Annotated in this window: 16 protein-coding genes; 10 read left to right on the top strand and 6 right to left on the bottom strand. The window is 68.8% G+C overall.

Features of this window, described 5'->3' with window-relative positions:
• Positions 1-35: 35 nt before the first annotated feature.
• Entirely contained in the window at positions 36-3,191 is a 3,156-nt protein-coding gene (locus tag BJY20_RS07545) for a patatin-like phospholipase family protein (RefSeq protein WP_185990963.1), read from the bottom strand.
• 165 nt (positions 3,192-3,356) lie between these two features.
• Between BJY20_RS07545 and BJY20_RS07550 the strand changes: the two genes are divergently transcribed.
• Both BJY20_RS07550 and BJY20_RS07555 read left to right on the top strand, forming a co-directional pair.
• Complete coding sequence (locus BJY20_RS07550; protein WP_185990964.1) at positions 3,357-4,256, top strand: sulfurtransferase; 900 nt, start codon at positions 3,357-3,359, stop codon at positions 4,254-4,256.
• The gene (locus tag BJY20_RS07555; RefSeq protein WP_185990965.1) at positions 4,253-4,744 is read left to right on the top strand and encodes a SufE family protein; all 492 of its coding nucleotides are present in this window, start codon (positions 4,253-4,255) and stop codon (positions 4,742-4,744) included. The genes BJY20_RS07550 and BJY20_RS07555 overlap by 4 nt, the downstream gene beginning before the upstream one ends.
• Positions 4,745-5,052: 308 nt before the next feature.
• On the opposite strand, the gene BJY20_RS07560 is transcribed toward BJY20_RS07555, so the two are convergent.
• The 3 genes from BJY20_RS07560 to BJY20_RS07570 all read right to left on the bottom strand — a co-directional run bounded on the left by BJY20_RS07560 (position 5,053) and on the right by BJY20_RS07570 (position 6,952).
• Positions 5,053-5,379: a hypothetical protein gene (locus BJY20_RS07560; RefSeq protein ID WP_185990966.1), complete on the bottom strand. Its 327-nt coding sequence runs from the start codon at positions 5,377-5,379 to the stop codon at positions 5,053-5,055.
• Positions 5,380-5,486: 107 nt separating this feature from the next.
• The gene (locus BJY20_RS07565; RefSeq protein WP_185990967.1) at positions 5,487-6,434 is read right to left on the bottom strand and encodes an endonuclease/exonuclease/phosphatase family protein; all 948 of its coding nucleotides are present in this window, start codon (positions 6,432-6,434) and stop codon (positions 5,487-5,489) included.
• 20 nt (positions 6,435-6,454) lie between these two features.
• Complete coding sequence (locus BJY20_RS07570; RefSeq protein WP_343062810.1) at positions 6,455-6,952, bottom strand: HIT family protein; 498 nt, start codon at positions 6,950-6,952, stop codon at positions 6,455-6,457.
• A gap of 248 nt (positions 6,953-7,200) precedes the next feature.
• Between BJY20_RS07570 and BJY20_RS07575 the strand changes: the two genes are divergently transcribed.
• From BJY20_RS07575 to BJY20_RS07605, 7 genes are all read left to right on the top strand, one after another.
• Positions 7,201-9,501: an arylsulfatase gene (locus BJY20_RS07575; RefSeq protein WP_185990969.1), complete on the top strand. Its 2,301-nt coding sequence runs from the start codon at positions 7,201-7,203 to the stop codon at positions 9,499-9,501.
• A gap of 117 nt (positions 9,502-9,618) precedes the next feature.
• Positions 9,619-10,080: a hypothetical protein gene (locus BJY20_RS07580; protein ID WP_185990970.1), complete on the top strand. Its 462-nt coding sequence runs from the start codon at positions 9,619-9,621 to the stop codon at positions 10,078-10,080.
• A gap of 8 nt (positions 10,081-10,088) precedes the next feature.
• Complete coding sequence (locus BJY20_RS07585; protein ID WP_185990971.1) at positions 10,089-10,829, top strand: gluconate 2-dehydrogenase subunit 3 family protein; 741 nt, start codon at positions 10,089-10,091, stop codon at positions 10,827-10,829.
• Positions 10,826-12,535 carry a GMC family oxidoreductase gene (locus BJY20_RS07590; RefSeq protein ID WP_185990972.1) on the top strand — a complete coding sequence of 570 codons (1,710 nt, stop codon included), beginning with the start codon at positions 10,826-10,828 and terminating at the stop codon, positions 12,533-12,535. The genes BJY20_RS07585 and BJY20_RS07590 overlap by 4 nt, the downstream gene beginning before the upstream one ends.
• A 3-nt stretch (positions 12,536-12,538) precedes the next feature.
• A complete protein-coding gene (locus BJY20_RS07595) occupies positions 12,539-14,326 on the top strand; it encodes a glycoside hydrolase family 15 protein (RefSeq protein WP_185990973.1) in 1,788 nt (595 codons plus the stop codon).
• A 41-nt stretch (positions 14,327-14,367) separates the two neighbouring features.
• Positions 14,368-16,200, top strand: a complete 1,833-nt coding sequence (locus BJY20_RS07600; protein WP_185990974.1) for a thiamine pyrophosphate-requiring protein — start codon at positions 14,368-14,370, stop codon at positions 16,198-16,200.
• A complete protein-coding gene (locus BJY20_RS07605) occupies positions 16,197-17,318 on the top strand; it encodes an enolase C-terminal domain-like protein (RefSeq protein ID WP_185990975.1) in 1,122 nt (373 codons plus the stop codon). Before BJY20_RS07600 ends, BJY20_RS07605 begins: the two co-directional genes overlap by 4 nt.
• A 14-nt stretch (positions 17,319-17,332) precedes the next feature.
• Here BJY20_RS07605 and BJY20_RS07610 read toward each other — a convergent pair whose 3' ends face one another.
• Positions 17,333-18,667 carry an alpha-hydroxy-acid oxidizing protein gene (locus BJY20_RS07610; protein WP_185990976.1) on the bottom strand — a complete coding sequence of 445 codons (1,335 nt, stop codon included), beginning with the start codon at positions 18,665-18,667 and terminating at the stop codon, positions 17,333-17,335.
• 122 nt (positions 18,668-18,789) lie between these two features.
• Between BJY20_RS07610 and BJY20_RS07615 the strand changes: the two genes are divergently transcribed.
• Positions 18,790-20,175, top strand: a complete 1,386-nt coding sequence (locus tag BJY20_RS07615) for an HNH endonuclease signature motif containing protein (protein WP_185990977.1) — start codon at positions 18,790-18,792, stop codon at positions 20,173-20,175.
• A gap of 228 nt (positions 20,176-20,403) precedes the next feature.
• Here the strand turns inward: BJY20_RS07615 and BJY20_RS07620 are convergent, their stop codons facing one another.
• Positions 20,404-21,822: a uracil-xanthine permease family protein gene (locus BJY20_RS07620; protein WP_185990978.1), complete on the bottom strand. Its 1,419-nt coding sequence runs from the start codon at positions 21,820-21,822 to the stop codon at positions 20,404-20,406.
• Between the last annotated feature and the right edge of the window lie 32 nt (positions 21,823-21,854).

The following is a 21,854-nucleotide window of genomic DNA, read 5'->3' on the forward strand; positions in this document are numbered from 1 at the left end:
CCTTGTGATCGACGGTAGGAAAGCGTGGCGGCGCGCTACTGCGGTACGCCGCGTATGCAGGCGCCGACTTTCCGCCAGTAAGCAAGTCGACCCGTCCGCTTCGGCGGGGGGTTGGCGATGAGTTTTTTGGTGACTTCGCGGCCCAGGATCCGGTAGGCCTCGAGATCGAACTCGTCGTAGAGCTGGTCACCGGTACCGGTCCGGGGGAACTTGGGGTTGTTCCCGGAGTAGGCCTCCACGTCCCACGGGAGCCCCTCCACCATGATCACCTTGACCATCCGGATGACGCCCTCCGTGTTGTCATCGTCGAAGCGGTAGTGACCGTTGCCCCACGCGGCGGTCGAGCGTTCCGCCGTCAGCCGGCGCATTGAGCGTGGGTCGAAGGTGACCTCACAGTTGAGGTCCATCCGTGCTGTGGCGATCGCCTCGCCGAGGGCCCTGAAGGTGTCCTCGGGGTCGGCGGATGCGTCGAGAACGATGATTTCCTTCGGGCGGCGTCGTAGCGCCTCGACGAGGCCGAGGTTGTCGTAGTGGCCGCCGTCGGTGATGTAGAGCTTCCGGTCGTAGATGGACGTTCTGCCCACGGCCTCCTTCAGTAGCCGGCTCGGACCCGGTTTGGATTGAGCGCCGATCACAGCGTTGGCGAGCCGGTAGACGGCCACCCGCAACGACAGCCACAACGGCGCGCCGCCCACCTGTGGTTCCGGCTGCTGCCATTCCGGGGGTCGCACGAAGCGGGGATCATTTCCCTTCGTTGTCCCGGGATCAGGCAGGAGGTCCCACAGCCACCTCTGGTCAGGCCTGTTCAGATAATCCTTGACGAGTAGCTTGCGTTCGGTTGGCGACAGGTCGGGCCAGGCCCGCAGCGTCTCCGGTTCGTTGCGGGTCCGCACCAGTCGTCGCACGGTAGCGAGGTTGTCGATCCACAGCGGATTGGGTAGCCACACGCCCAGGCGGGCGTTCGCAAGTGCCAGCACCAGCCGGTAGGGATTCAGCCTTTTGTTCTGCCGTCCGGCCAGCGGCGAGAACGCCGCACCGCTCATCGCCATGGCCGCCGGGATGGTCGCGTCACGGAACCTCCGGTCGGCGGCGTACTCATAGAACGCGCTCGGGGTCAGTGCCACTCCCGAGGGCAGTTGCTGGTCGGTCAGACCGATTTGCGTGTCGTCGAAAACGAAGGGCGCACAGCCACGGTTGACCGGCACCACGCCGGGATCGTTGATATTGGCTACTGCACACGCAACCAGCCGCGGACCCGGCCTCGTTTCCGGAGGCCGCGACTGCGAGAACCGCAACGACTTCCTGTACGACAGCGGCCCAGCGGCCTTCGTGGAACGCTGCACAATGAACGCGAACGACAACCGCTCCCGGTAGAAGTGGTGCAGCGAGGTCCTGTTCACGTCCGTGAGTAGCCGGAGAGCGAGGAGGGTGGCGAGGAACCCAAGAGCGAGGTCCCATGAGGCCAGCATCTCCGGCACAGCGACCAACCCGGCCGTCCAGCGCAGCAGCAGGACGAGCAACACGACGGCGATGGTGACGGTTGCGGCCCAAGGGAGCACGACGTCCTTGACCTTCAACCAGACCTTGGCGAGCAGGGCACCGAGGCCCGCACCTCGACCCGCCCCCGGGGCTCCGTCGCCCCCGAGCGCGCCGCGGGCGGACCTGGCCACGGCCAGGACAGCGGTCAGCACCGCCATTGCACCGCCGACCGACACCCACGGGGCCGAGGCACGGCCCCCCAGCTCGCCTGCTGCCACGCCCGTCGTCAGCGACATGGTGGAAGTCACCCCACAGGCGGTGGCAGGTTTCTTGGGCGTGCCCTGCTTGAGTTGTTCGATGCACACGTCGTTGGGCACGAAACCAAGGGCGTGCAAGAGGTTGGCCGCCGCCGATCCGCTGCTGGCCGCGAAGTTGTGCATCCACTCAAGGGCAGTGGGCACTCCCAGCAACAGCAACGTGAGCAGCGTGCCGTACGTGATGAGCGCTCCGCTGAGCCGCCGGATCGGCATCCGCTTGTCGAAGGGGATGGTCAGGTACTTCTCCACCACCCTTTCGAGGACAAACAGCGCCACGCCGAATGCGGGCACCAGCCATATCCACAGCGCCTCCTGCCAAGGTCCGAACGTGAACTCCAAACTCGCGGCAGTCGCCGTGTGCCAGCCGGACAGCCCGCCCGAGGCGACGAGGTACCACCCGAGAAGCCACGCAGTAGCGCCGAGGACCGCGGTCAACAACACCAGGTTGACGACGATTCCGAAGAGCAGCGACAGCAAACCCTGCAGGGCGCTGTTCCCGGAGTCGAGCAGGTAGCTACTGTTGCGGCGCAGTCGTTGCACCTCCGGGGTGCCCGGCGCGAACGCCGGAGGGGTCATTTCCTCCCAATTGGCATCGTCATCGCTGTCACCCGAGTGCCAGCGCACGGTGTGGTAGGCCGCGGCGATATACCCACCGCCACTGACACCGATCACGTGATCGGTGTCGGCGTAGAGCCCCCTGTCAGTCAGCTCCTGCAGCCCGCCGAGGCAGAACGCGGCCGAGCGCACCCCGCCACCTGAGCAGCAAATGATCCGGTGCAGCTGATCCTTCTCTGCCTCGTCTGTCCCGTCTTCCTCGCCCTTCTCGGCCCCATCCCCCGTGTCAAGCGGGGGTTTGCCCCACCGCCGCCACGAGTCCAGCGCGACGAGTAGCACCACGACGAGACCGGCGCAGACGAACCAGCGCATCCAGCCAGTCCACGGAACTGACAAATCCCCTTGCCAGTCTGGAGCACCGGTCTCAATCCACAGCACAACATCCTCAGCGAGGTCCATGACCGCTCCGATGACAACCGCAATTGCGGCGGCGTAGGCAACGCGTCTCAACTTGGAGCGTCGCTCCCACGCCCACATCAGCTCCAGCGACCGCCACGTCAAAGCCAAGTAGACACCGATCATCACCAGATCGACCAGCAAACTCAACCGAGCGGCGACGACCACGACCGGTAGATCAACCGTTCGTGACGCGACGAAGGCCACCTCCCACGCGCCGTCAGCAACCCGACGCAACGGCAACTGCAGCACCAATAGCGCCACAAACAGCATGAACGTCGTCGCGATGGACCGCCCCCGACCACGGCGCTCCATCTGCACGCGGTTGAGCCGGTACTCCGGCCTTCCCCCGGCCACCTCGTTGACTTCGATGTACTCGTCCATCGACGCTCCCCCCGCAGGACATCACAGCATCCTCCCTGGCTCCCGGAAAGGGAAGAGAGCTGTAAGACCTCACGAGCGGCACCCGCGCCATCCCCCGACACCCGGTGTGGATCTGGGAAGGATGCGAGGATGGATGCCGGAGTTACCCCAGTTGGAGGTTGACCGATGACCCTGCCCTTCGATGATGACGCACGCTTCGCCGACTATGCCCACCCGCACCGACTGGTGAGCACACAGTGGCTGGAACGCCACCTCGACAGTGAGGGTCTCGTGGTCGTGGAGTCCGATGAGGACGTGCTGCTCTACGAGGTGGGTCACATCCCGGGTGCGGTGAAGATCGACTGGCACCTCGACCTCAACGATCCGGTCACCCGCGACTACATCGATGGCGAGGCCTTTGCCCGGCTCATGAGCGCCAAGGGCATCGCGCGCGACACGACGATCGTCGTCTACGGCGACAAGTCGAACTGGTGGGCCGCATACGCACTGTGGGTGTTCACCCTCTTCGGCCACGAGGACGTGCGGCTGCTCGATGGTGGACGCGCGCTGTGGGAGGCCGAGGGGCGCGACATGACGCGAGCCGTGCCGAGTCCGGCGCCCAGCGACTACCCGCTCGTCGAGCGGGACGACTCGGTCGAGCGCGCCTACCGGCCAGCGGTGCTGGACTTCCTCGGCGGACAGCTCGTCGACGTGCGCTCGGAGCCGGAGTACACCGGCGAGCGCACCCACATGCCGGACTATCCCCAGGAGGGAGCGCTGCGCGGCGGGCACATCCCCGGTGCGGTGTCGGTGCCATGGGCGCGAGCTGCCAACGACGACGGCACGTTCCGCTCGCGCGCCGAGCTCGAGCAGATCTATCTCAGCGAGCAGCGCCTCGACCCGAGCGAGCCGGTTGTGGCGTACTGCCGCATCGGGGAGCGCTCGTCACACACCTGGTTCGCGCTGAAGCACCTGCTGGGCTTCGACGACGTGCGCAACTACGACGGCTCGTGGACGGAGTGGGGCAACGTCGTGCGCGTCCCCATCGTCACGGGCACTCAGCCCGGGGAGGTCCCGCAGCGATGAACGCAGAGACGGCACCCAACGGGCGGGCCCTGCCTGCGGCACTGGCCCAGGTGATCGAGGACTTCAACGACCTCGAGATCCCCGATCGCCTACAGCTGTTGCTGGAGTTCAGCGACGAGTTGCCGGCGCTGCCGCCGCGCTACGCCGAGCACCCGGAGCTGCTCGAGCCGGTACCGGAATGTCAGTCACCGATCTTCCTAGCCACCGAGGTCGACGGCGACCACGAGGGCGCCACTGTGCACCTGCACTTCTCTGCTCCCCCGGAGGCACCGACAACCCGTGGTTTTGCGGGCATCCTGCACGAGGGACTCGACGGACTCGGTGCTGCCGAGCTGCTCGCCGTACCGATGGACGTCCCGGAGCAGCTGGGGCTGGGTGAGGCGGTCTCACCGCTGCGACTGCGCGGTATGGGCGGCATGCTCGCCCGGATCAAGCGTCAGGTGCGGGAGAAGATCGGGCAGGACCATCCACCGACGAACTCAGCCTGATGGTCGACCTGTGCCCCCATGTGACACCCCGGGCGGACGAACCCGGCCGATACCTCCAGGCGCGGTGCGTCGACGACTTCGTGCGCAACATCGCCGCTGTGCACGCTCGGATTGCCGCCGCGAGCGTTCCGGCCGCCAGCTCTCGGATGTCCGGCTGCTCCCGGTCAGCAAGACCGTCGACGAAGACCGCATCCTCATGGCGATTCAGGCCGGGTGCAGCCAGCTCGGCGAGAACAAGGTGCAAGAGGCCTGCGCAACGAGGGCGTCCGGAGGGCCACCGGCGCAGCAGGTCCGTGCCTCCGGGCTGCTCAGTTGTCGCCCGACGGCACTTCGGATCGACGCGGGCGGCTCAGCAGCAACGCAACTGCCAACAACACCAGTCCTCCCGCGAAGGCTCCTCCAGCTTCGTAACGTCGCGCGGCGACGGCATCGTGAGGCACACGCACCCCCGCGGCGCGCAGGTCAGCGAGCGTGGAGTCTTCAGGCAGTGGTGTGTAGGAGACCCACCCGAAGTCGGAGTACCGCGGCGAGATCGCGTTACCCGACACCCCTGCGGCCCCGACTGGGGTGACCATCAGGACCACCGCCGCCACGACCGCGGCGGTGCCCAACGCGAGGAACACCCGGCGCACCATGAGGTGACACTACGCCCGCTCTGACACGTTGTCAGAGATGTCGCTGAAGCAGACCAAGCTTCATAGCGCTAGTTGGCTTGGCACGCGAGCTGGCTCCCCGGGCCGCCCTATTCGGTGATGCGGAACTCCAGCCACAGCGGGTAGTGGTCGCTGATCCGCCAGGACATTTGCGTGCGATCCAGCCCGGAGCCGGTGAGCACGTGCGGGAGGAAGTCAACGTTGCCGCCGACGTTGTTGAACTCGAGGCCCTCCAGCCGGGAGACTGTCCGACCATTCGAGAGCGTCGGCGTGAACCACGAGATCTGGTCATAGAAGTGCCGCTTGTGGTTGTCGCCGAAGATCGTTCGTGGCACGCCGTGCAGCACCGCCGGCGGGTAGAGCCCGGTCGCAAAGAAGGCCCGCCACAGTGGGTCGTCGTGCCGGTCGATGTTGAAGTCACCGAGCACCATGAGATTGCGGTTCCAGTCCTTCGGGCGGTCGGCCCAGTTGCGCATCCACTCGGCGAACGCGGTCAGCTCGGGTAGTCGGTCAGCGGGCCGTTGCCCCCACAGCACGTGCACGGTCGTCAGGATGAACTCCACGCCGTGGCGTACGAATCCGGCGGCGTAGGGCGTGCGCGCGAACTGCTTGACCTCTCCCTCAGCCAGCGGGGGCAACACGATCTCCCCGACCAGCCCTGAGGGCTGCACCCGCGTGCTGTCGTAGACAAAGGCCAACCGCTCGGCGTTGCCCTGGTTCCCCTCGGTCACGTCCGAGGCGATGACCCGGTAGTCCTCGCCCAGCAGCGACAAGATGGCAAACAACGCCCGCGTGTCCCGCCTCGTCTCCTGGATCGCCGTCACATCGAATCGCCTGATCACCTCGCAGATCCCTGACATTGCGTGCCAGTCGCGTTTCGGACTGTCCCCGGCGCCAGCCGTCCACCGGTTGGTGTACCCGCCCAACGCTCTGATGTTCCACGTGCCGATCAGCAGGTTGTCCTCGGTCCTGGGCACGACCTGGTCATCCAGTGCAGCCCGCAGCCCGGCCAGGTCCGCCGCTACGGGGTCTGGCATCGACGACGGCGCCACGTGGCTCACGACGAGTCCTGGCGCGCGTGGCGTGCACTACTGGTCAGCGCTGATCGCTCCCGCTCGCCGGGGCGGCTGGCGTCAGCGCCCTGCAGCACCGCACGCAACCGGTCGGCATACTCACTCATCTCACCGTCCGCGTAATTCACACGCGGCCAGAAGAAGCCGCGCAGCCCGTCGCCCTTGGTGCGGGGCACGACGTGCACGTGCAGGTGAGGCACGGACTGGCTCACCGTGTTGTTCATGGCGACAAACGAACCGGTGCTGCCCAGCGCCACCCGGACCGTCTCCGCCACGAGCCGGACCGCGGCGAACACGGGCTCGAGCAACTCGTCAGGAAGGTCGGTGAGGGTGACCACGTGCTCGCGCGGCAGAACCAAAACGTGCCCCTTGAACAGCGGCCGCCGGTCCAGGAACGCCACGACGTCAGGCCTGTCCAGCACGACCTCCGCGGGCTGCTCGCCGCGGATGATCGCGCAGAACTGGCAGGCACGCTCCGGCACGCCTCCCAGCATGACGGTCCAGGGCCGGGCGCCGCTACCACCCGGAGACCAACCGCTGCTGTTGTCCGGAATCGAGTCATTTTGATCCTTCTGGCGTTCTGAACGAGGGGTGCTCGAGAAAAAATCTCTTGCCATATCGACCGGGGTTGTAACATTGGGCGGATCAGCAACACGGGGGACGAGTTCGTGCTTTGCTTTGGCTCGGTTTCTGCGTGTCCAGGTCTGAATGAGTCAAGGGGAACACGACCATGAGCGGTTCATCCACGTCATCGCCGGGAGCACCTCAGGGCGTCCTGCCCTACGCCGAGCAGAAGTATCGCGGCGCCGTCGGAACGAGCTACCTGGATTCCGACCCTGCCGAGTTTCCCGCGCCACTGCGCGCTCCGGAGGGGGCACCCAACGTGTTGTTGGTGCTGTTGGATGATGCTGGTTTCGGACAGTTCTCCGTCGCCGGCGGGGGTGTTCCGTCACCGAACATGGAAGCTCTGGCCAAAGATTCAGTGATGTTCACGCGTTTTCACACCACGGCCGTGTGCTCGCCTACCCGGGCCGCGTTGCTGACCGGCCGCAACCACCATGTGGCGGGCACGGGGAATATCACCGAGGTCGCGACCGGCTATGACGGCTACACCGGGATCATTCCGAAGGACACTGCCACGATCGGTGAGATCCTTCGCCAAAACGGGTACATCACCGCGTGGTTCGGCAAGAATCACAACACTCCGATCTACGAGACCAGTATGACGGGCCCTTTCAACCACTGGCCCAACGGTCTCGGCTTCGACTTCTTCTACGGGTTCATGGCGGGTGACACGAACCAGATCCGTCCGTATCTCTTCGAGAATCAGACACCGGTGGGAACACCAACCGATCCCGACTACTACCTGAGCGTCGATCTGGCCGACCGCACGATCGAGTGGCTTCGCGGCGTCGAATCGGTCCAGCCGGACAAGCCGTGGTTCGCGTACTTGGCACCGGGGGCGACGCATGCTCCCCATCAGGCGCCGAAAGAACTGATCGATCAGTTCAAGGGGCAGTTCTCCGGGGGGTGGGACGTCTACCGCGAACAGACGCTCCAGCGTCAGAAGCGCATGGGACTCGTGCCCGAGGATGCCGATCTGTCGGCTCGACCAGCCAGCATGCCTGCATGGGACTCGCTGGACGCCGACCAGAGGCGTCTGTACGAACGCATGATGGAGGTCTTCGCGGCGTTCGGCCTGCACATCGATCAGCAGGTCGGACGTGTGCTGGACCACGTGGCAACCCTGCCGGATGCCGACAACACGTTGATCTTCTACATCGTCGGCGACAACGGCGCATCCGCTGAGGGCGGGTTCGACGGCACCTTGAACGAGAACGCGTTCTTCAACGCCTACCTCATGAAAACGGAAGAGATGCTCGACCGGATCGATGAGATCGGAACGGAGTACCACTTCAACCACTTCCCCGCAGGTTGGGCCCACGCGATGGATACACCGTTCCCGTGGACCAAGCAGGCGGCCAGCCACCTCGGCGGCACCCGCAACCCCATGCTCGTGAAGTGGCCGGCGCGATTCCTGGCCGGTGGCGAGACCCGCACACAATTCACGCACGTCATCGACGTCGCCGCGACGATCCTGGAAGCGGCGGGTATCGAGGAGCCACGCAGTGTCAACGGCACCGCCCAGACACCGATCCAGGGACACAGTTTCCTGGACGCTCTCACCGACGCAGACGCTCCCGAGCATCGCACCAGCCAGTACTTCGAGATCTTCGCCAACCGCGGCATGTACAAGGACGGCTGGTGGGCTGGATGCCTCGCCTTCGAGCCCTGGCAGGCCGTGCGGGGCTCCTTCGATCCGTTGACGGCGCGATGGGAGCTCTACAACCTGGAAGAGGACTTCTCCCAAGCCCACGACCTTGCCGCGGAGCATCCCGCGAAGCTGGAAGAGCTGAAGGCACTGTGGTGGGCCCAGGCCGCAGCCAACAAGGCGCTCCCTCTTGACTGGCGCGGTGCGGAGCGATTCAGCTCCGAGATGACAGGCAAACCCAATCTCGCGTCAGGACGCACACGGTTCGTCTACCCCGGCCCTCTCGCCGGTCTCCCCGAAGCGTCCGCACCCGATCTGAAGAACAAATCGTTCACCCTCAGCGCGAGCGTGCAGATCGATGACGGTGCCAGCGGAATGATCTTCAGCCAAGGCGGCAACACCGGCGGGTGGGCCTTCTACCTCTTGAACGGAACGATGGTCTTCGCGCACAACTACCTCGACGTCGAGCGCTACATCGTACGAAGCGACGACGTCATCGGTGCGGGAGCGCACGAACTGACCGCCGAGTTCACCTACAAGGGCGGACACGACTACGGCCAGAATGGCGCGGTCGTGCTCTTCGTGGACGGACGTGAAGCCGGAACCGGCACGATCGAACAAACAACCCCGATGAAGTACTCACTCTCGGAGAACCAGGACATCGGCACGAACACCGGCACCGCAGTGACCGGCGAGTACACGAGTCCGTTCGACTTCGAAGGAGACCTCACACAGGTCATCGTCGAGCTCGGGGTCTAGAACCTGCCCGAAACTCGCCGACCCCGAGGAGCGCACCTCGACCCCGACATGCATATCCCGGTGCCGGCTGGGTAGCGATCATGTGGTCAAGGTCGTCGCGCGCACCCAGGAGGACGTATGTTCCGCTCCCGCTCCGACGCCACGACCGCCGAGCACCTCATCGACCGCATGGTCGTCAACGTCGAGCACGGACGCTTCGAGCGCTCCCTCGCCGGCCTGACCGCGGTCGGTGCGCTGGTGACGACGGCCGAGGTCTTCATCGAGCACTACGGCGCCAGTTTCGGCAACCGCTGGATGTGGTCGCCGATCATCGTCACCCCACCCGTCGTCATCGCCGGGATCGGGGGTGTCTTCAGCAAGCGCTGGGCCAAGACCGCGCTACCTATCACGGCCGCGATCTACACGGCCAACGGGCTGGCCGGGGAGTACTTCCACGCCCGGGGCGTCGCCCGCAAGCCGGGCGGCTGGGCGATGGCGAGCTACAACGTCCCGATGGGTCCGCCGATCGCGGCACCCGGTCTGATGTGCATCGTCGGGGGTATGGGCCTGCTGGCCGCGCTCCTGCGGCGCGAAAAGTGAGCCGGACGATGATCGACAAGGACCGTGGGGAGCACCTGCCCAACCGGCGCCCCGACCGCCAGCCACCCCACCCGTCGTGGCTACCACGGCAGCGCCGTGGCACCACGCCCCAGATGATCGGTCGCTACCCGGACTTCGACGTCCTCGAGACGGTCGACACCTGGGACGCGGCGACGAAGGAGGTCGTCCTCGCCCGGCTCGACGAGCCCGGCCCGCTGCGCTTCTTCACCGACGACGAGGAGCCGACGCTGCGAGCCCTGTGCGACGCGTGCACCGCCCAGGACCGCGAGCCGCGGGTGCCCGTGGCCGAGACGGTGGACGCCAAGCTGGCCGACGGGCAACTCGACGGCTTCCAGTACGCCGACATGCCCGACGACCGGGACGCCTGGCGCCTGGTGCTGGCAGGTCTGGACGAGAGCGCCCGCGAGCGCGGCGCGTCCCCCTTCGCCGAGACCGACGACGACACCCGGCACGAGATCATCGACGAGCTCTCCCAAGGCACCCTGAGCGGAGGGACGTGGGACCGGCTGAACGTCTCCCGGGCCTGGTCGGTGTGCATGCGCGCGATCCTCTCCGCCTTCTACTCCCACCCGTGGGCGTGGAACGAGATCGGCTTCGGCGGACCGGCCTACCCCCGCGGCTTCATGCGGCGCGGCACGCTCGGCAGCCGCGAGCCCTTCGAGACCCCCGGGGCCAGCTCCGAGGACGCCGCCCGCGTGGTCCAACAGCGCCCCCAGGAGTTCGGATGAGCCTCAAGGACCTGCTGAAGGGCTCGGTCGGGCCGGTCGACAACGACTCCCGGTTCCTCCTCGACGTCCACTCCCGGCAGCTGCCCGGCGAGGAGACCATGTGCAGCTACGACGACGATGACGAGGTCGACCTGGTCATCGTCGGCGCCGGCGCGGGCGGCTCCGTCCTCGCCCAGCGGCTGGCCCGGCACGGCTGGCGCATCGTCATCCTCGAGGCCGGCCCGTTCTGGCACCCCGACGACGACTGGGTCTCCGACGAAGCCGGCTCCCACGGCCTGTACTGGACGCAGAAGCGGATCATCGGCGGACAGAACCCGATCGAGCTGGGCAAGAACAACTCCGGCCGTGGGGTCGGGGGGTCGATGGTGCACTACGCCGGCTACACCCCGCGCTTCCACCCCTCGGACTTCGACACCTGGTCCCGCGACGGGGTCGGCGCCGACTGGCCGATCGACTACGAGGACCTGCGCCCGCACTACGAACGGGTCGAGCGTGAGCTGCCGGTCGCCGGGCAGGACTGGCCGTGGGGCCACCCCCACAGCTACCCCTTCTCCCCGCACCCGATCTCCGGCGCCGCCGAGAAGCTCTGGCACGGCGCCCACGCACTCGGTATCGAGATGCGGGTCGGCCCCGTCGGCATCGTCAACGGCACCTTCGGCAACCGACCGCACTGCATCTACCGCGGGTACTGCCTGCAGGGCTGCAAGGTCAACGCCAAGGCCAGTCCCTACGTCACCCACCTGCCCGACGCGCTGGCCCATCGGGTGGAGATCCGCTCCGGGTGCATGGCCTCCCGGATCGAGCTGGACGAAGGGGGCCGCGCCACCGGCGTCGTCTTCCTCGACGGCGTCGACGCCCCGGAGCGTCTGCAGCGGGCGAAGTACGTCGCCGTGGCCGGCTACTCCATCGAGACCCCGCGCCTGCTGCTGAACTCGACCTCACAGCGCTTCCCGCACGGCCTGTGCAACAACGAGGACCAGGTCGGGCGCTACGTCATGGTGCAGGGCGCCAGCCAGACCGCCGGCCGCTGGCCGGAGGAGCTGCGGATGTACAAGGCGCCACCACCCCAGGTCAGCTCGGAGGACTACTACGAGACCGACGAGCGTCGCGGCTTCAAGCGCGGCTTCTCCATCCAGACCGTCTCCCCCCTTCCCATCGGCTGGGCGGAGCACGTGCTCGCGGACGGCCACTGGGGCAAGGCGATGCGCGAGTACATGCGCGACTACAACCACTGGACCACCATCGGCGTGCTCAACGAGCTGCTCGCCGACCCGGACAACCGGGTCACCCTCGCCGACGAACAGGACGCCTACGGGCTGCCGGTGGCGCGGATGGACTACACGCTCAGCGACAACGACAAGGCCAACATGGCCTACTCCACCGACGTGATCACCGACATCCTCACGGCCGCCGGGGCCCAGGACGTTCTGACCATCCACCGCTTCGCCCACCTCATCGGTGGCGCCCGGATGGGCTCCTCCCCCGAGACGAGCGTCGTCGACGCCAACCAGCGTTCCTGGGCGGTGCCCAACCTCTTCATCTGCGACGGATCCGTCTGCCCGACCCAGGGAGCGGCCAACCCCGCCCTGACGATCATGGCCCTGGCCTCGCGCCTGGGCGAGCGGATGGCCGACGGGCGGGCGATGGACGACGACCCGCGTGCCCGCGCCGGCACGACCCCCGTCCCCACGAGAGCGAGGCAGTGACCGATGCAAGCACCCGACGAAGGGGGCTGCGCGCCCCACGTGCTGCGCCAGTACGCGATGCTCGCCGACGGCGAGCGTGCGGCGCTGCTCGGCCCGCACGGTCACGTGGCCTGGCTGTGCGCGCCCGCGTGGCACTCCGACGCGGTCTTCTCCACACTCGTCGGTGGGCGCGGCTGCTACTCGATCACCCCGACCGGCCGCCACGTCTGGGGTGGGTACTACGAGGAGGGTTCACTCATCTGGCGGTCGCGGTGGACCACCACCAACGGATTCGTCGAGTGCCGCGAGGCCCTCGCCTTCCCCGGTGAGCGCGACCGTCTGGTGCTGATGCGACAGGTCGTCGCGCTCGAGGGCGACGCGGACGTCGAGGTGCGCCTCGACGCCCGGGCCGGTTTCGGCGTCGAACCGATGGGCGACCTCACCCAGGGGGACGGGTCGTGGACGGCGACGACCGGCCCCCTTCGCCTGCGGTGGAGCGGTGCCGGCGACCAGGCGCAGCAGAACGACGACGGCGAGCTGACCCTGGATCTGCATCTCCCGCAGGGGGAGCACCGCGACTTCGTCCTCGAGCTGTCCACCGAGGACCTGCCGGACCAGCCGCCCGAGCCCGACGCCCTGTGGGAGGCCACTGCCTACGCCTGGGCGCAGGAGGTGCCCGACGTCGCCGAGTCGGCGACGTCCGGGGAGGCGCGGCACGCGTACGCGGTCCTGCGGGGGATGACCAGCTCCAGCGGCGGGATGGTCGCCGCGGCCACGACGAGCCTGCCGGAACGTGCCGATCAGGGCCGCGACTACGACTACCGCTACGTGTGGATCCGCGACCAGGCCCTGACCGGCCAGGCGATCGCGGCGGCAGGGCCACACCCGCTGCTCGACGACGCGGTCCGATTCGTCGCGGCACGGGTCCTCGAGCACGGCGCCCGGCTTGCCCCCGCCTACACCATCGACGGCGACCCGGTGCCCGACCAGCGCCAGCTCGACCTGCCCGGATACCCCGGAGGCAACGACGTCATCGGCAACCACGTCAATGCCCAGTTCCAGCTCGACGTCTTCGGTGAGGTGCTGCTGCTCTTGGCGGCCGCCGCCGGGCACGACCGGCTGGACGCCGAGGGCTGGCGCGCTGCGAGGGCCGCCGTCGACGCCATCGCCGAGCGGTGGCACGAGTCCGAGGCCGGATTCTGGGAGCTCGACCCCCACCAGTGGACCGAGAGCCGACTGATCTGCGTGGCCGGGCTGCGGGCCATCGCCGCAGCCGGGGCACCGACGAGCAGCACCGGCGGCTGGATGGCGCTCGCCGACACGATCCTGGCCGACACCGCGACGACCTGCACCCACGAGTCCGGGCGGTGGCAGCGCGCGCCCGACGACCCGGGTGTCGATGCCGCGCTGCTCCTGCCGGCCCTGCGGGGCGGGATCTCCGCCGACGACCCCCGCACGGAGGCCACCCTCAGCGCACTCCTCGACGAGTTGGCCGACGACCACCACCTCTACCGGTTCCGTCAGCAGCCGGGACCGCTGGCGGACGCCGAGGGGTCCTTCCTCATGTGCGGCTTCCTCATGGCCATGGCACTGCAGCAGCAGGGCCGGCAGGTGGAGGCCTACCGGTGGTTCGAGCGCAACCGGGCCGCCTGCGGCCCACCCGGCCTGTACTCCGAGGAGTACGACATCCACCAGCGTCAGCTGCGCGGCAACCTGCCGCAGGCCTTCGTCCACGCCGTGATGTTCGAGGCCTCGATCCGACTCCCCGACCGGCCGCAGTACCCCCGCCCCGACGCGGACACCCGCAACTGACCCCCTTCGTCCCCCGCCCCCACCACCGACAGGAGCGCACCATGAGCAGCACTGTGAGCGAGTTCGTCATCGACCGGCTGATCGAGTGGGACCTGCACCGGTTCTACGGCTACCCCGGCGACGGGATCGGCGGCTTCGACGGCGCCCTGGAGAGCGGCGAGGCCGACGGCAAGGCCTTCCGCTACATCCGGCCGACGCACGAGGAGGTCGCCAGCTTCCTCGCCTGCGCGCACGCGAAGTTCACCGGTGAGGTCGGCGTGTGCATCGCCACCTCCGGCCCGGGAGCGGTCCACCTGCTCAACGGGCTCTATGACGCGAAGATGGACAACCAGCCCGTCGTCGCGATCGTCGGCCAGCAGGGGCGGGTCTCGCTCGGCAGCCACGCGCAGCAGGAGATGGACCTGGAGGCGGTCTTCGCCGACGTCGCCGGGTACTGCCAGACGGTGCTGACCCCGGCACACGCCCAGACAGTCGTCGACCGGGCGGTGCGGATCGCCGCCGCACAGAGGTGCCCCACCGTGGTCATCCTCCCGGCGGACGTGCAGACCCTGGAGATGGTCGAGCCACCCCTGGAGCACTGGGTCTCGCGCACCGGGGTCGGGTACTCCTCGACCGCCCTCGTACCCCCGGAGGACGAGCTGCGCCGGGCGGCGGAGGTGCTGGGCTCCGGCAGCAAGGTCGCGATGCTCGTCGGTCAGGGCGCCCGCGGTGCCACCGACGAGGTCATCGCCGTCGCCGAGCGCCTCGGGGCCGGGGTCGCCACCGCCCTGCTCGGCAAGGACGTCCTGCCCGGCGATCTGCCGTACCACACCCAGCAGCTCGGTCTGCTCGGCTCGCTGCCGAGCTACGAGATGATGCAGGACTGCGACACCCTGCTGATGATCGGCACGAACTTCCCCTACGCCGAGTTCCTGCCCGAGACCGGGCAGGCGCGGGGCGTGCAGATCGACCTGTCGCCCGGGCACCTGAGCCTGCGCTACCCAATGGAGGTCAATCTCGGCGGTGACGCGAAGGCGACCCTGACCGCGCTCCTGCCCCACCTGGAGCAGACCGACGACCTCGACTGGCAGAAGCACGTCGTGGACGGGATGCGGCAGTGGGAGGAGGTCACGGCGCAGGAGGCCGCCGTCGAGGCCGACCCGATCAACCCGCGCCGCGTCTACCAGGCGCTCAACGACCGCCTCCCGCACAACGCGATCGTCACCGCCGACGCCGGGTCCACCGCCGACTGGTACGGCCACCACCTGCGCCTCGGGCCGGAGATGTCGGGCAACCTCTCCGGGATGCTCGCCTCGATGCTCGCGGCGATGCCCTACGCGCTGGCGGCCAAGTTCGCCCACCCGCACCGACCGGTCGTCTGCACGATCGGCGACGGCGCCTTCCAGATGCTCGGGATGAACGAGTTGCTGACCGTCAAGCGGCACTGGCAGGAGTGGGAGGACCCCCGATTCATCGTGCTCGTGCTGCACAACGACGACCTGACGCAGGTCTCGTGGGAGATGCGCGAGGCCGGCGACCCTCGCTACGACACCAGTCAGCTCGTCGAGGACATGGACTACGCCGGCTACGCCGAGCTGCTCGGTCTGCGCGGCATCACCGTCGAGCGGCCCGAGGACGTCGAGAAGGCGTGGGACGAGGCCTTCGCCGCGGACCGCCCGGTCGTCCTCGACGTGCGCACCGATCCCAACGTTCCACCGCTGCCGGCGCACATCTCCTTCGATCAGGCGAAGGGGTTCCTGGCGGCCTTGGCCAAGGGCGACCCTGCGCGGGCGTCCGTCGTGCGCGACTCCGCCCGGGCGGTGGCCGCGGAGCTCTTCGCCAAGGCCAAGGAAGCGGTCGGCAGCGACGACGAGAATCGACCCACGCGGCGATGACCCCGGCGACCGGTCAGCGGCCGGCGATCGACTCCCTTCGCGCCACCGCGTGGACCATCCCCACCGACGCGCCCGAGGCGGACGGGACCCTGGCGTGGGACTCGACGACGCTCGTGGTGGCCACCCTCGAGTGCGACGGTGTCACCGGGACGGGGTGGACCTACGCGCCCGCCGCGTGCGCGCGGCTGATCGAGGAGCAGCTGGCCGATGTCGTCGTCGGGCGGGATCCGATGGCGGTGCCCGGCACGTGGGTGGAGATGGTCCGCGCGGTGCGCAACGACACCCGCCCGGGTCTCGCCGGGTACGCCGTCTCCGCCGTCGACGTCGCGTGCTGGGACCTGAAGGCCCGGCTGCTCGACCTGTCCTTGGTCGACCTCTTCGGAGCGGTCGGCACACAGGTGCCCGTCTACGGCAGCGGCGGGTTCACCACCTACGACGAGGCGCGCACGCGCGAGCAGCTCGGCGGTTGGGTCCGGGGGCAGGGCATCCCGCGGGTGAAGATCAAGATCGGTCAGGACCGGGGCACCCGGGTCGGGCGCGACGTGGAGCGCATCGCCCTCGCGCGTGAGGTGATCGGCCCGGATGCCGAGCTGTACGTCGACGCCAACGGGGCCTACGGCGCCAAGCAGGCCGTACGGGTCATGGACCGGTGCGCCGATGCCCGGGTCGCCTGGCTCGAGGAGCCGGTCAGCTCCAACGACCTCGCCGGGTTGCGCCTCGTGCGTGAGCAGGTGGCCGCGGACGTGGCAGCCGGGGAGTACGGCAGCGACATCGGCTACTTCCAGCGGATGTGCGCCGCCGGCGCCGTCGACTGCCTGCAGATCGACGCGACCAGATGCGGTGGATACACCGAGTGGCTGCGCTCGGCCGCGGTCGCCGCGGCCCACGAGCTGCCCGTCTCCGGACACTGCGCCCCCAACCTGCACGCGCACGTGGCCGCGGCGACGCCGGGGCTGCGCCATCTGGAGTGGTTCCACGACCACGTGCGCATCGAGTCCCTGGCCTTCGAGGGTGCCCTTGATCCGGCCGGTGGGACCGTGACCCCCGACCGCTCGGCGCCGGGCCACGGGCTGACCCTGCGCACCGACGCGATGGAGCGCTATCTCGACCGCTCGTGAGCAGTCGCGCGTGCTCAGCCCTCGACGAGCAGGTCCCGGGTGATGTCCGCGATCGAGGCGGCACCGACCAGACCCATGGTCAGATCGAGCTCGGCCAGCACACCGTCGATGACCGCACTGACGCCGGCAGCCCCGTCGAGGGCGAGCCCGTAGACGTGCGGACGGCCGAGCAGGCAGGTGTCCGCGCCGAGCGCGAGCGCCATGAAGAGGTCTGCCCCGGTTCGGATCCCGCTGTCCATGAGGACCGTCGGCTCGGGGCCCACAGCATCGCGGATGCGCACCAGCGCATCGAGGGCGCTGATCGAGCGGTCGACCTGGCGTCCGCCGTGGTTGGACACCACGATGCCGTCCACGCCCGAGTCGAAGGCGCGCTGGGCATCGTCCTCGTGGAGCACGCCCTTCAGGACGACGGGGAGGGAGGTGCGATCCTTCAGCGTGGCGATGTGCTCCCACGACAGACCGGGGTTGGAGTAGATGTCGAGGAAGGTCTCGACCGCTGCCCGCGGCTCGGCCGAGCGGAGGTTGGCCCGCAGCGCGCCGGGGTGCTCCCTGGACATCGACAGCAGGGTGCCGGCTCCCCCCTTCGCCGCCCTCGCCAGGTCAACGGGCCGCCGCGGGTCCAGCCCGAGATCCTGCGCCTTGGCGCCGGCAGCCGCGAGCCGCCGGCGGACCAGGCTCATGAAGCGCGGGTCCGAGGTGTACTGGGCGATCCCCTGCCCGCGGGCGAAGGGGAGGCTGCCCAGGTCGAGGTCCTGGGTGCGCCACCCGAGCATGGTCGTGTCGAGTGTGACGACGAGCGCCTGCGCCCCGGCCGCCTCGGCGCGGCCGATCATGGAGTCGACGAGGTCCTCGTCCGTGGACCAGTAGAGCTGGTACCAGAAGGGGGTCCCCGCCATCGCGCGCGCCGTCAGCTCCATCGGAGCGCTGCCCTGGCAGGAGAACACGTAGGGGATGCCGCTGGCGCGGGCGCCCCGCGCGATCCGCACGTCGGCGTCGTCGGTGATCAGCCCGGCCGCTCCGACGGGGGCCAGCATCAGCGGTGCGGCCAGATCGGTGTCGAGGATGCGGACGCCCAGGTCGCGCTCGGTGGTCGCGTGCAGCATCCGCGGTACGACCTGCCACCGGTCGAAGGCCTCGCGGTTGGCCCGCATCGTCGCCCCCGAGCCCGCGCCGCCGGCTACGTAGGCCCACGCCTTGGGGGTCATCGCGCGCTTGGCCCGGCGCTCCAGCTCGGTGGTGTCGGTGGGCACGGTCGGCGCGATGCCGAGCGCGCCGGGGCGATAGATCGCGTCCTGGCGGGCGCGGCCTCGTCCGGCCGGAGCCTGGGCCGAATCCTCGGGTGTGGTCATGGACGCAGGCTAGCCCCGTCGGAGGGCCCTGGACCGTCCCGTCACCGCACCGGATCGGGCCGATGTCCACAGTCTCGGCCTGTGCGATGGCGGTTGTCGGTGGTCGAACATACGATCGAGGCATGTCGATGGTGGCGCAGTGGAGCGAGGGTTACGGGATGGTTCCCGGGCTGCGTGATGCGTTGCGGTCGTTGTCTTTCGGGGCCGCTGCTCCCGCACTGACGGCCGCCGTTGGAGCGGGCGCACTTGGTGTCGATGCGAGTGGTGGTGAGGCTGCGGACGCGGGATTGTGGCGACTTCAGGACCGTGAGGTCACCGATGCCCTGGCCGTCGTCGGACAGATCCGGCAGCTGTTGGAGGTCGCGGAGGTCGATCTGGTGCGTGAGGGTCTGGCGCGGGGCCTGCCGGCCGAGTCTGCGTGGTCGGCGCATGACTGGGTCACCCGCGCGGAGGGTGAGCGGTCCCCGGATCCGAGTGTGCGGCACGTGGGTTCGGTGGTGCGGGTGGCCCAGGCCGGCACCACGATGGCCGGCCGGTACTGGACCCGAGCGGATGGTGCGGTCGGTGAGCTGCGCGAGGCCTTCACCAGGGGGGATCTGCCGTTGGGCAAGGCCGACCAGCTGGCGCGGTTCCATGCGCAGGTCGCGCCGGTGGCCGACGAGGAGGAGCTGGCCGACGACCTGTCGGCGTTGGTCGCGGCCGCGCAGGACGACATCGTGGCCACCGGCCCCGATGGCCGACGCCGCGAGCGGGTGCGGGGACTGACGGACAAGGAACTCGCGGCCGGCATCACGCGTGCCGGGCGGCTGCTGAGGCCCGAGAAGGACCAGGACCGCGAGGACAAGCGCGCCAAGGCCGCGCGCACGTTCACCAAGTCCCCAGGCCCGGCCGGGATGAGCGCCTACAAGGTCGTCCTGGACGCCGAGGGTGCCGCGGTCATCGACTCGGCCATCGCGGCCCTGTCCGGGCCGGTCAAGGGCCCCGAGGGTGAGCACGACGAGCGGCCCGCCACCCAGCGCCGCGCGGACGCACTGGTGGAGATCATCCGACGCGGGGTCTCCGCGCCCGGCGAAGCGGCCAAGAGCGAGAAGGCCCAGCTGATGGTCACCATCGGCCTGGACGACCTGCGCTCAGGCACCAACGGTGCCGGCGTCACCACCACCGGTGAGGTCCTGGCGCCGGCCACGGTGCGCAAGCTCGCCTGCGACGCGGGGATCATCCCCGTCATCCTGGGCTCCGACGGTGAAGTCCTCGACCTGGGCCGTACGGCGCGGTTCTTCACCCCCGGGCAGCGCAAGGCGATCTGGCTGCGGGACCGGGGCTGTACCTACCCGGGGTGCACCATGCCCCCGCAGTGGTGCGATGCCCACCACGTGGCCTGGTGGTCCCGAGGCGGAGCCACCGACACCGGCAACGCCGCATTGTTGTGCGAGCGCCACCACACGAAGGTCCACACCCACGACCTGACCGCGACCATCACCCCCACCGGCGTCACCTGGCACGTCTAGCGACCACGCCCCGCGCCCGGCCACACCCGGCCGGGCACTGCGGCATGCCCCGGGCCGTCACGCAGACGTGTCCGCTGTGAGCATGGGCGCGTGCGATCCGTGATCGACGGTCGTGTCCAAGCCCAGCCCGATGCCCGGGAGGTGTCGACCCGGCGGCGCGGTCCAGCGGCGCGCTCCAGCGGCGCGCTCCAGCGGCGCGGTCCGGCGGCGTCGGGTCGACACCGTTACTCATTCGCGGGCGCGGCTGTAGTCGGTCACTGGCTCCTGGCTGCGCGGCAGGTCAACATCGATCCGCCCGCCGCTCTCGGGCTTGGGGCGAGCGAGGTTCATGACCACGGCGAGCACGGTCGCCGGGACGATGCCTGAGGTCATCAGGACCTCGATCGACTCGGGCAGCAGCACCGTGACCTCCGGTATCGCGGCGAATCCCTGACCCACGCCCACAGCGACAGCGATGACCAGCAGGTCGTGGCGGTCCAGCGCCGAGTCCGCCAAGAGCTTCACTCCCGCTCCGAGCAACATGCCGAACATCACGACAGCGGCACCGCCCATGACCGCTGCAGGCATCACGGCGATGACCGCAGCCAGCTTGGGCACGAGACCCAGGAAGATCAGGAAGCCGGCACCCACCGAGACCACGTGGCGACTCATGACTCCGGTGAAGGCGACGAGGCCCACGTTCTGCCCGAACGTGGTGTTCGGCAGCGCACTGAAGAGCGAGGCGAAGGAGGTCGAGACGCCGTCAGCCAGGACACCACCGGTCAGCTCCCGCTCGGTGACCTGGCGTCCGGCCCCGGTCTTGGTGATGGCCGAGAGGTCGCCGATGGTCTCCACGGAGGTCGCGATCGCCATGGCTCCCATGGCGATCAGCGCTGCCGCGGGGAAATCGAGACCGAACTCCAAAGGCATGGGGATGGAGAACCACTCGGCCTCGCCGACCTCGGTGAAGTCCACCTTGCCGGTGGGGATGGCGACGAGGTAGCCGGCGACCAGTGCGACCAGCACGGACGCGGCACTGAGGATCCCGCGGCCGTAGCGATAGGTCACCAGGAGGAACACCAGGACGAAGGTGGCCAGGCCCAGGTTGGTCCACGAGCCGAAGTCGTCAGCACCGGCCCCGCCGCCATAGAGCTGCATCCCGGTCGGGAGCAGACCGATGCCGATGACGAGGACCACGATGCCGGTGACGATGGGGGGAAAGAGCACATTCAGCCACCGCAGGCTGAAGCCGAGGACCACTTGGACGAGCCCCGCGAAGAGCGCACCGCCGAAGACCGCCGCAATGCCGTAGTCCTGGGCCAGCGGGACCGAGACGACAAGGAAGCCGAAGCTCGTCCCCTGCACGATCGGCAGTCGCGCGCCGACAGGTCCGATACCGAAGGTCTGGATCAGGGTCGTCAGACCCGCGACCAGCAGTGCGACCTGCACGAGGAAAGTGGTCTCGCCGGTCGTCGCGCCGATCGCCGTCGCCAGGATGATCGGGATCGTGACATTGCTGGCCATCATCACCAGGACGTGCTGGATGCCCAGCAGCATGGCCTCACCGATCGGCGGCATCTCGTTGATCCCGTAACGCGCCTCGATCGTCGCGCCCCCCTGCGGCTCGAGCGGCTCGTCCGCTCGCCCCTCTGGCTCGACATGCGTCATTGCATTTCCTCCCGGATTGGTTCCCCTCATCC

The organism is Janibacter cremeus (assembly GCF_013409205.1).
GTDB classification, from domain to species: domain Bacteria; phylum Actinomycetota; class Actinomycetes; order Actinomycetales; family Dermatophilaceae; genus Janibacter; species Janibacter cremeus.

Coding starts and splice junctions, on each gene's coding strand:
- BJY20_RS07615 (WP_185990977.1), top strand. CDS start 18,790: ATGTCGATGGTGGCGCAGTGGAGCGAGGGTTACGGGATGGTTCCCGGG.
- BJY20_RS07610 (WP_185990976.1), bottom strand. CDS start 18,667: ATGACCACACCCGAGGATTCGGCCCAGGCTCCGGCCGGACGAGGCCGC.
- BJY20_RS07595 (WP_185990973.1), top strand. CDS start 12,539: ATGCAAGCACCCGACGAAGGGGGCTGCGCGCCCCACGTGCTGCGCCAG.
- BJY20_RS07550 (WP_185990964.1), top strand. CDS start 3,357: ATGACCCTGCCCTTCGATGATGACGCACGCTTCGCCGACTATGCCCAC.
- BJY20_RS07585 (WP_185990971.1), top strand. CDS start 10,089: ATGATCGACAAGGACCGTGGGGAGCACCTGCCCAACCGGCGCCCCGAC.
- BJY20_RS07605 (WP_185990975.1), top strand. CDS start 16,197: ATGACCCCGGCGACCGGTCAGCGGCCGGCGATCGACTCCCTTCGCGCC.
- BJY20_RS07545 (WP_185990963.1), bottom strand. CDS start 3,191: ATGGACGAGTACATCGAAGTCAACGAGGTGGCCGGGGGAAGGCCGGAG.
- BJY20_RS07620 (WP_185990978.1), bottom strand. CDS start 21,822: ATGACGCATGTCGAGCCAGAGGGGCGAGCGGACGAGCCGCTCGAGCCG.
- BJY20_RS07560 (WP_185990966.1), bottom strand. CDS start 5,379: ATGGTGCGCCGGGTGTTCCTCGCGTTGGGCACCGCCGCGGTCGTGGCG.
- BJY20_RS07580 (WP_185990970.1), top strand. CDS start 9,619: ATGTTCCGCTCCCGCTCCGACGCCACGACCGCCGAGCACCTCATCGAC.
- BJY20_RS07565 (WP_185990967.1), bottom strand. CDS start 6,434: ATGCCAGACCCCGTAGCGGCGGACCTGGCCGGGCTGCGGGCTGCACTG.
- BJY20_RS07600 (WP_185990974.1), top strand. CDS start 14,368: ATGAGCAGCACTGTGAGCGAGTTCGTCATCGACCGGCTGATCGAGTGG.
- BJY20_RS07575 (WP_185990969.1), top strand. CDS start 7,201: ATGAGCGGTTCATCCACGTCATCGCCGGGAGCACCTCAGGGCGTCCTG.
- BJY20_RS07590 (WP_185990972.1), top strand. CDS start 10,826: ATGAGCCTCAAGGACCTGCTGAAGGGCTCGGTCGGGCCGGTCGACAAC.
- BJY20_RS07555 (WP_185990965.1), top strand. CDS start 4,253: ATGAACGCAGAGACGGCACCCAACGGGCGGGCCCTGCCTGCGGCACTG.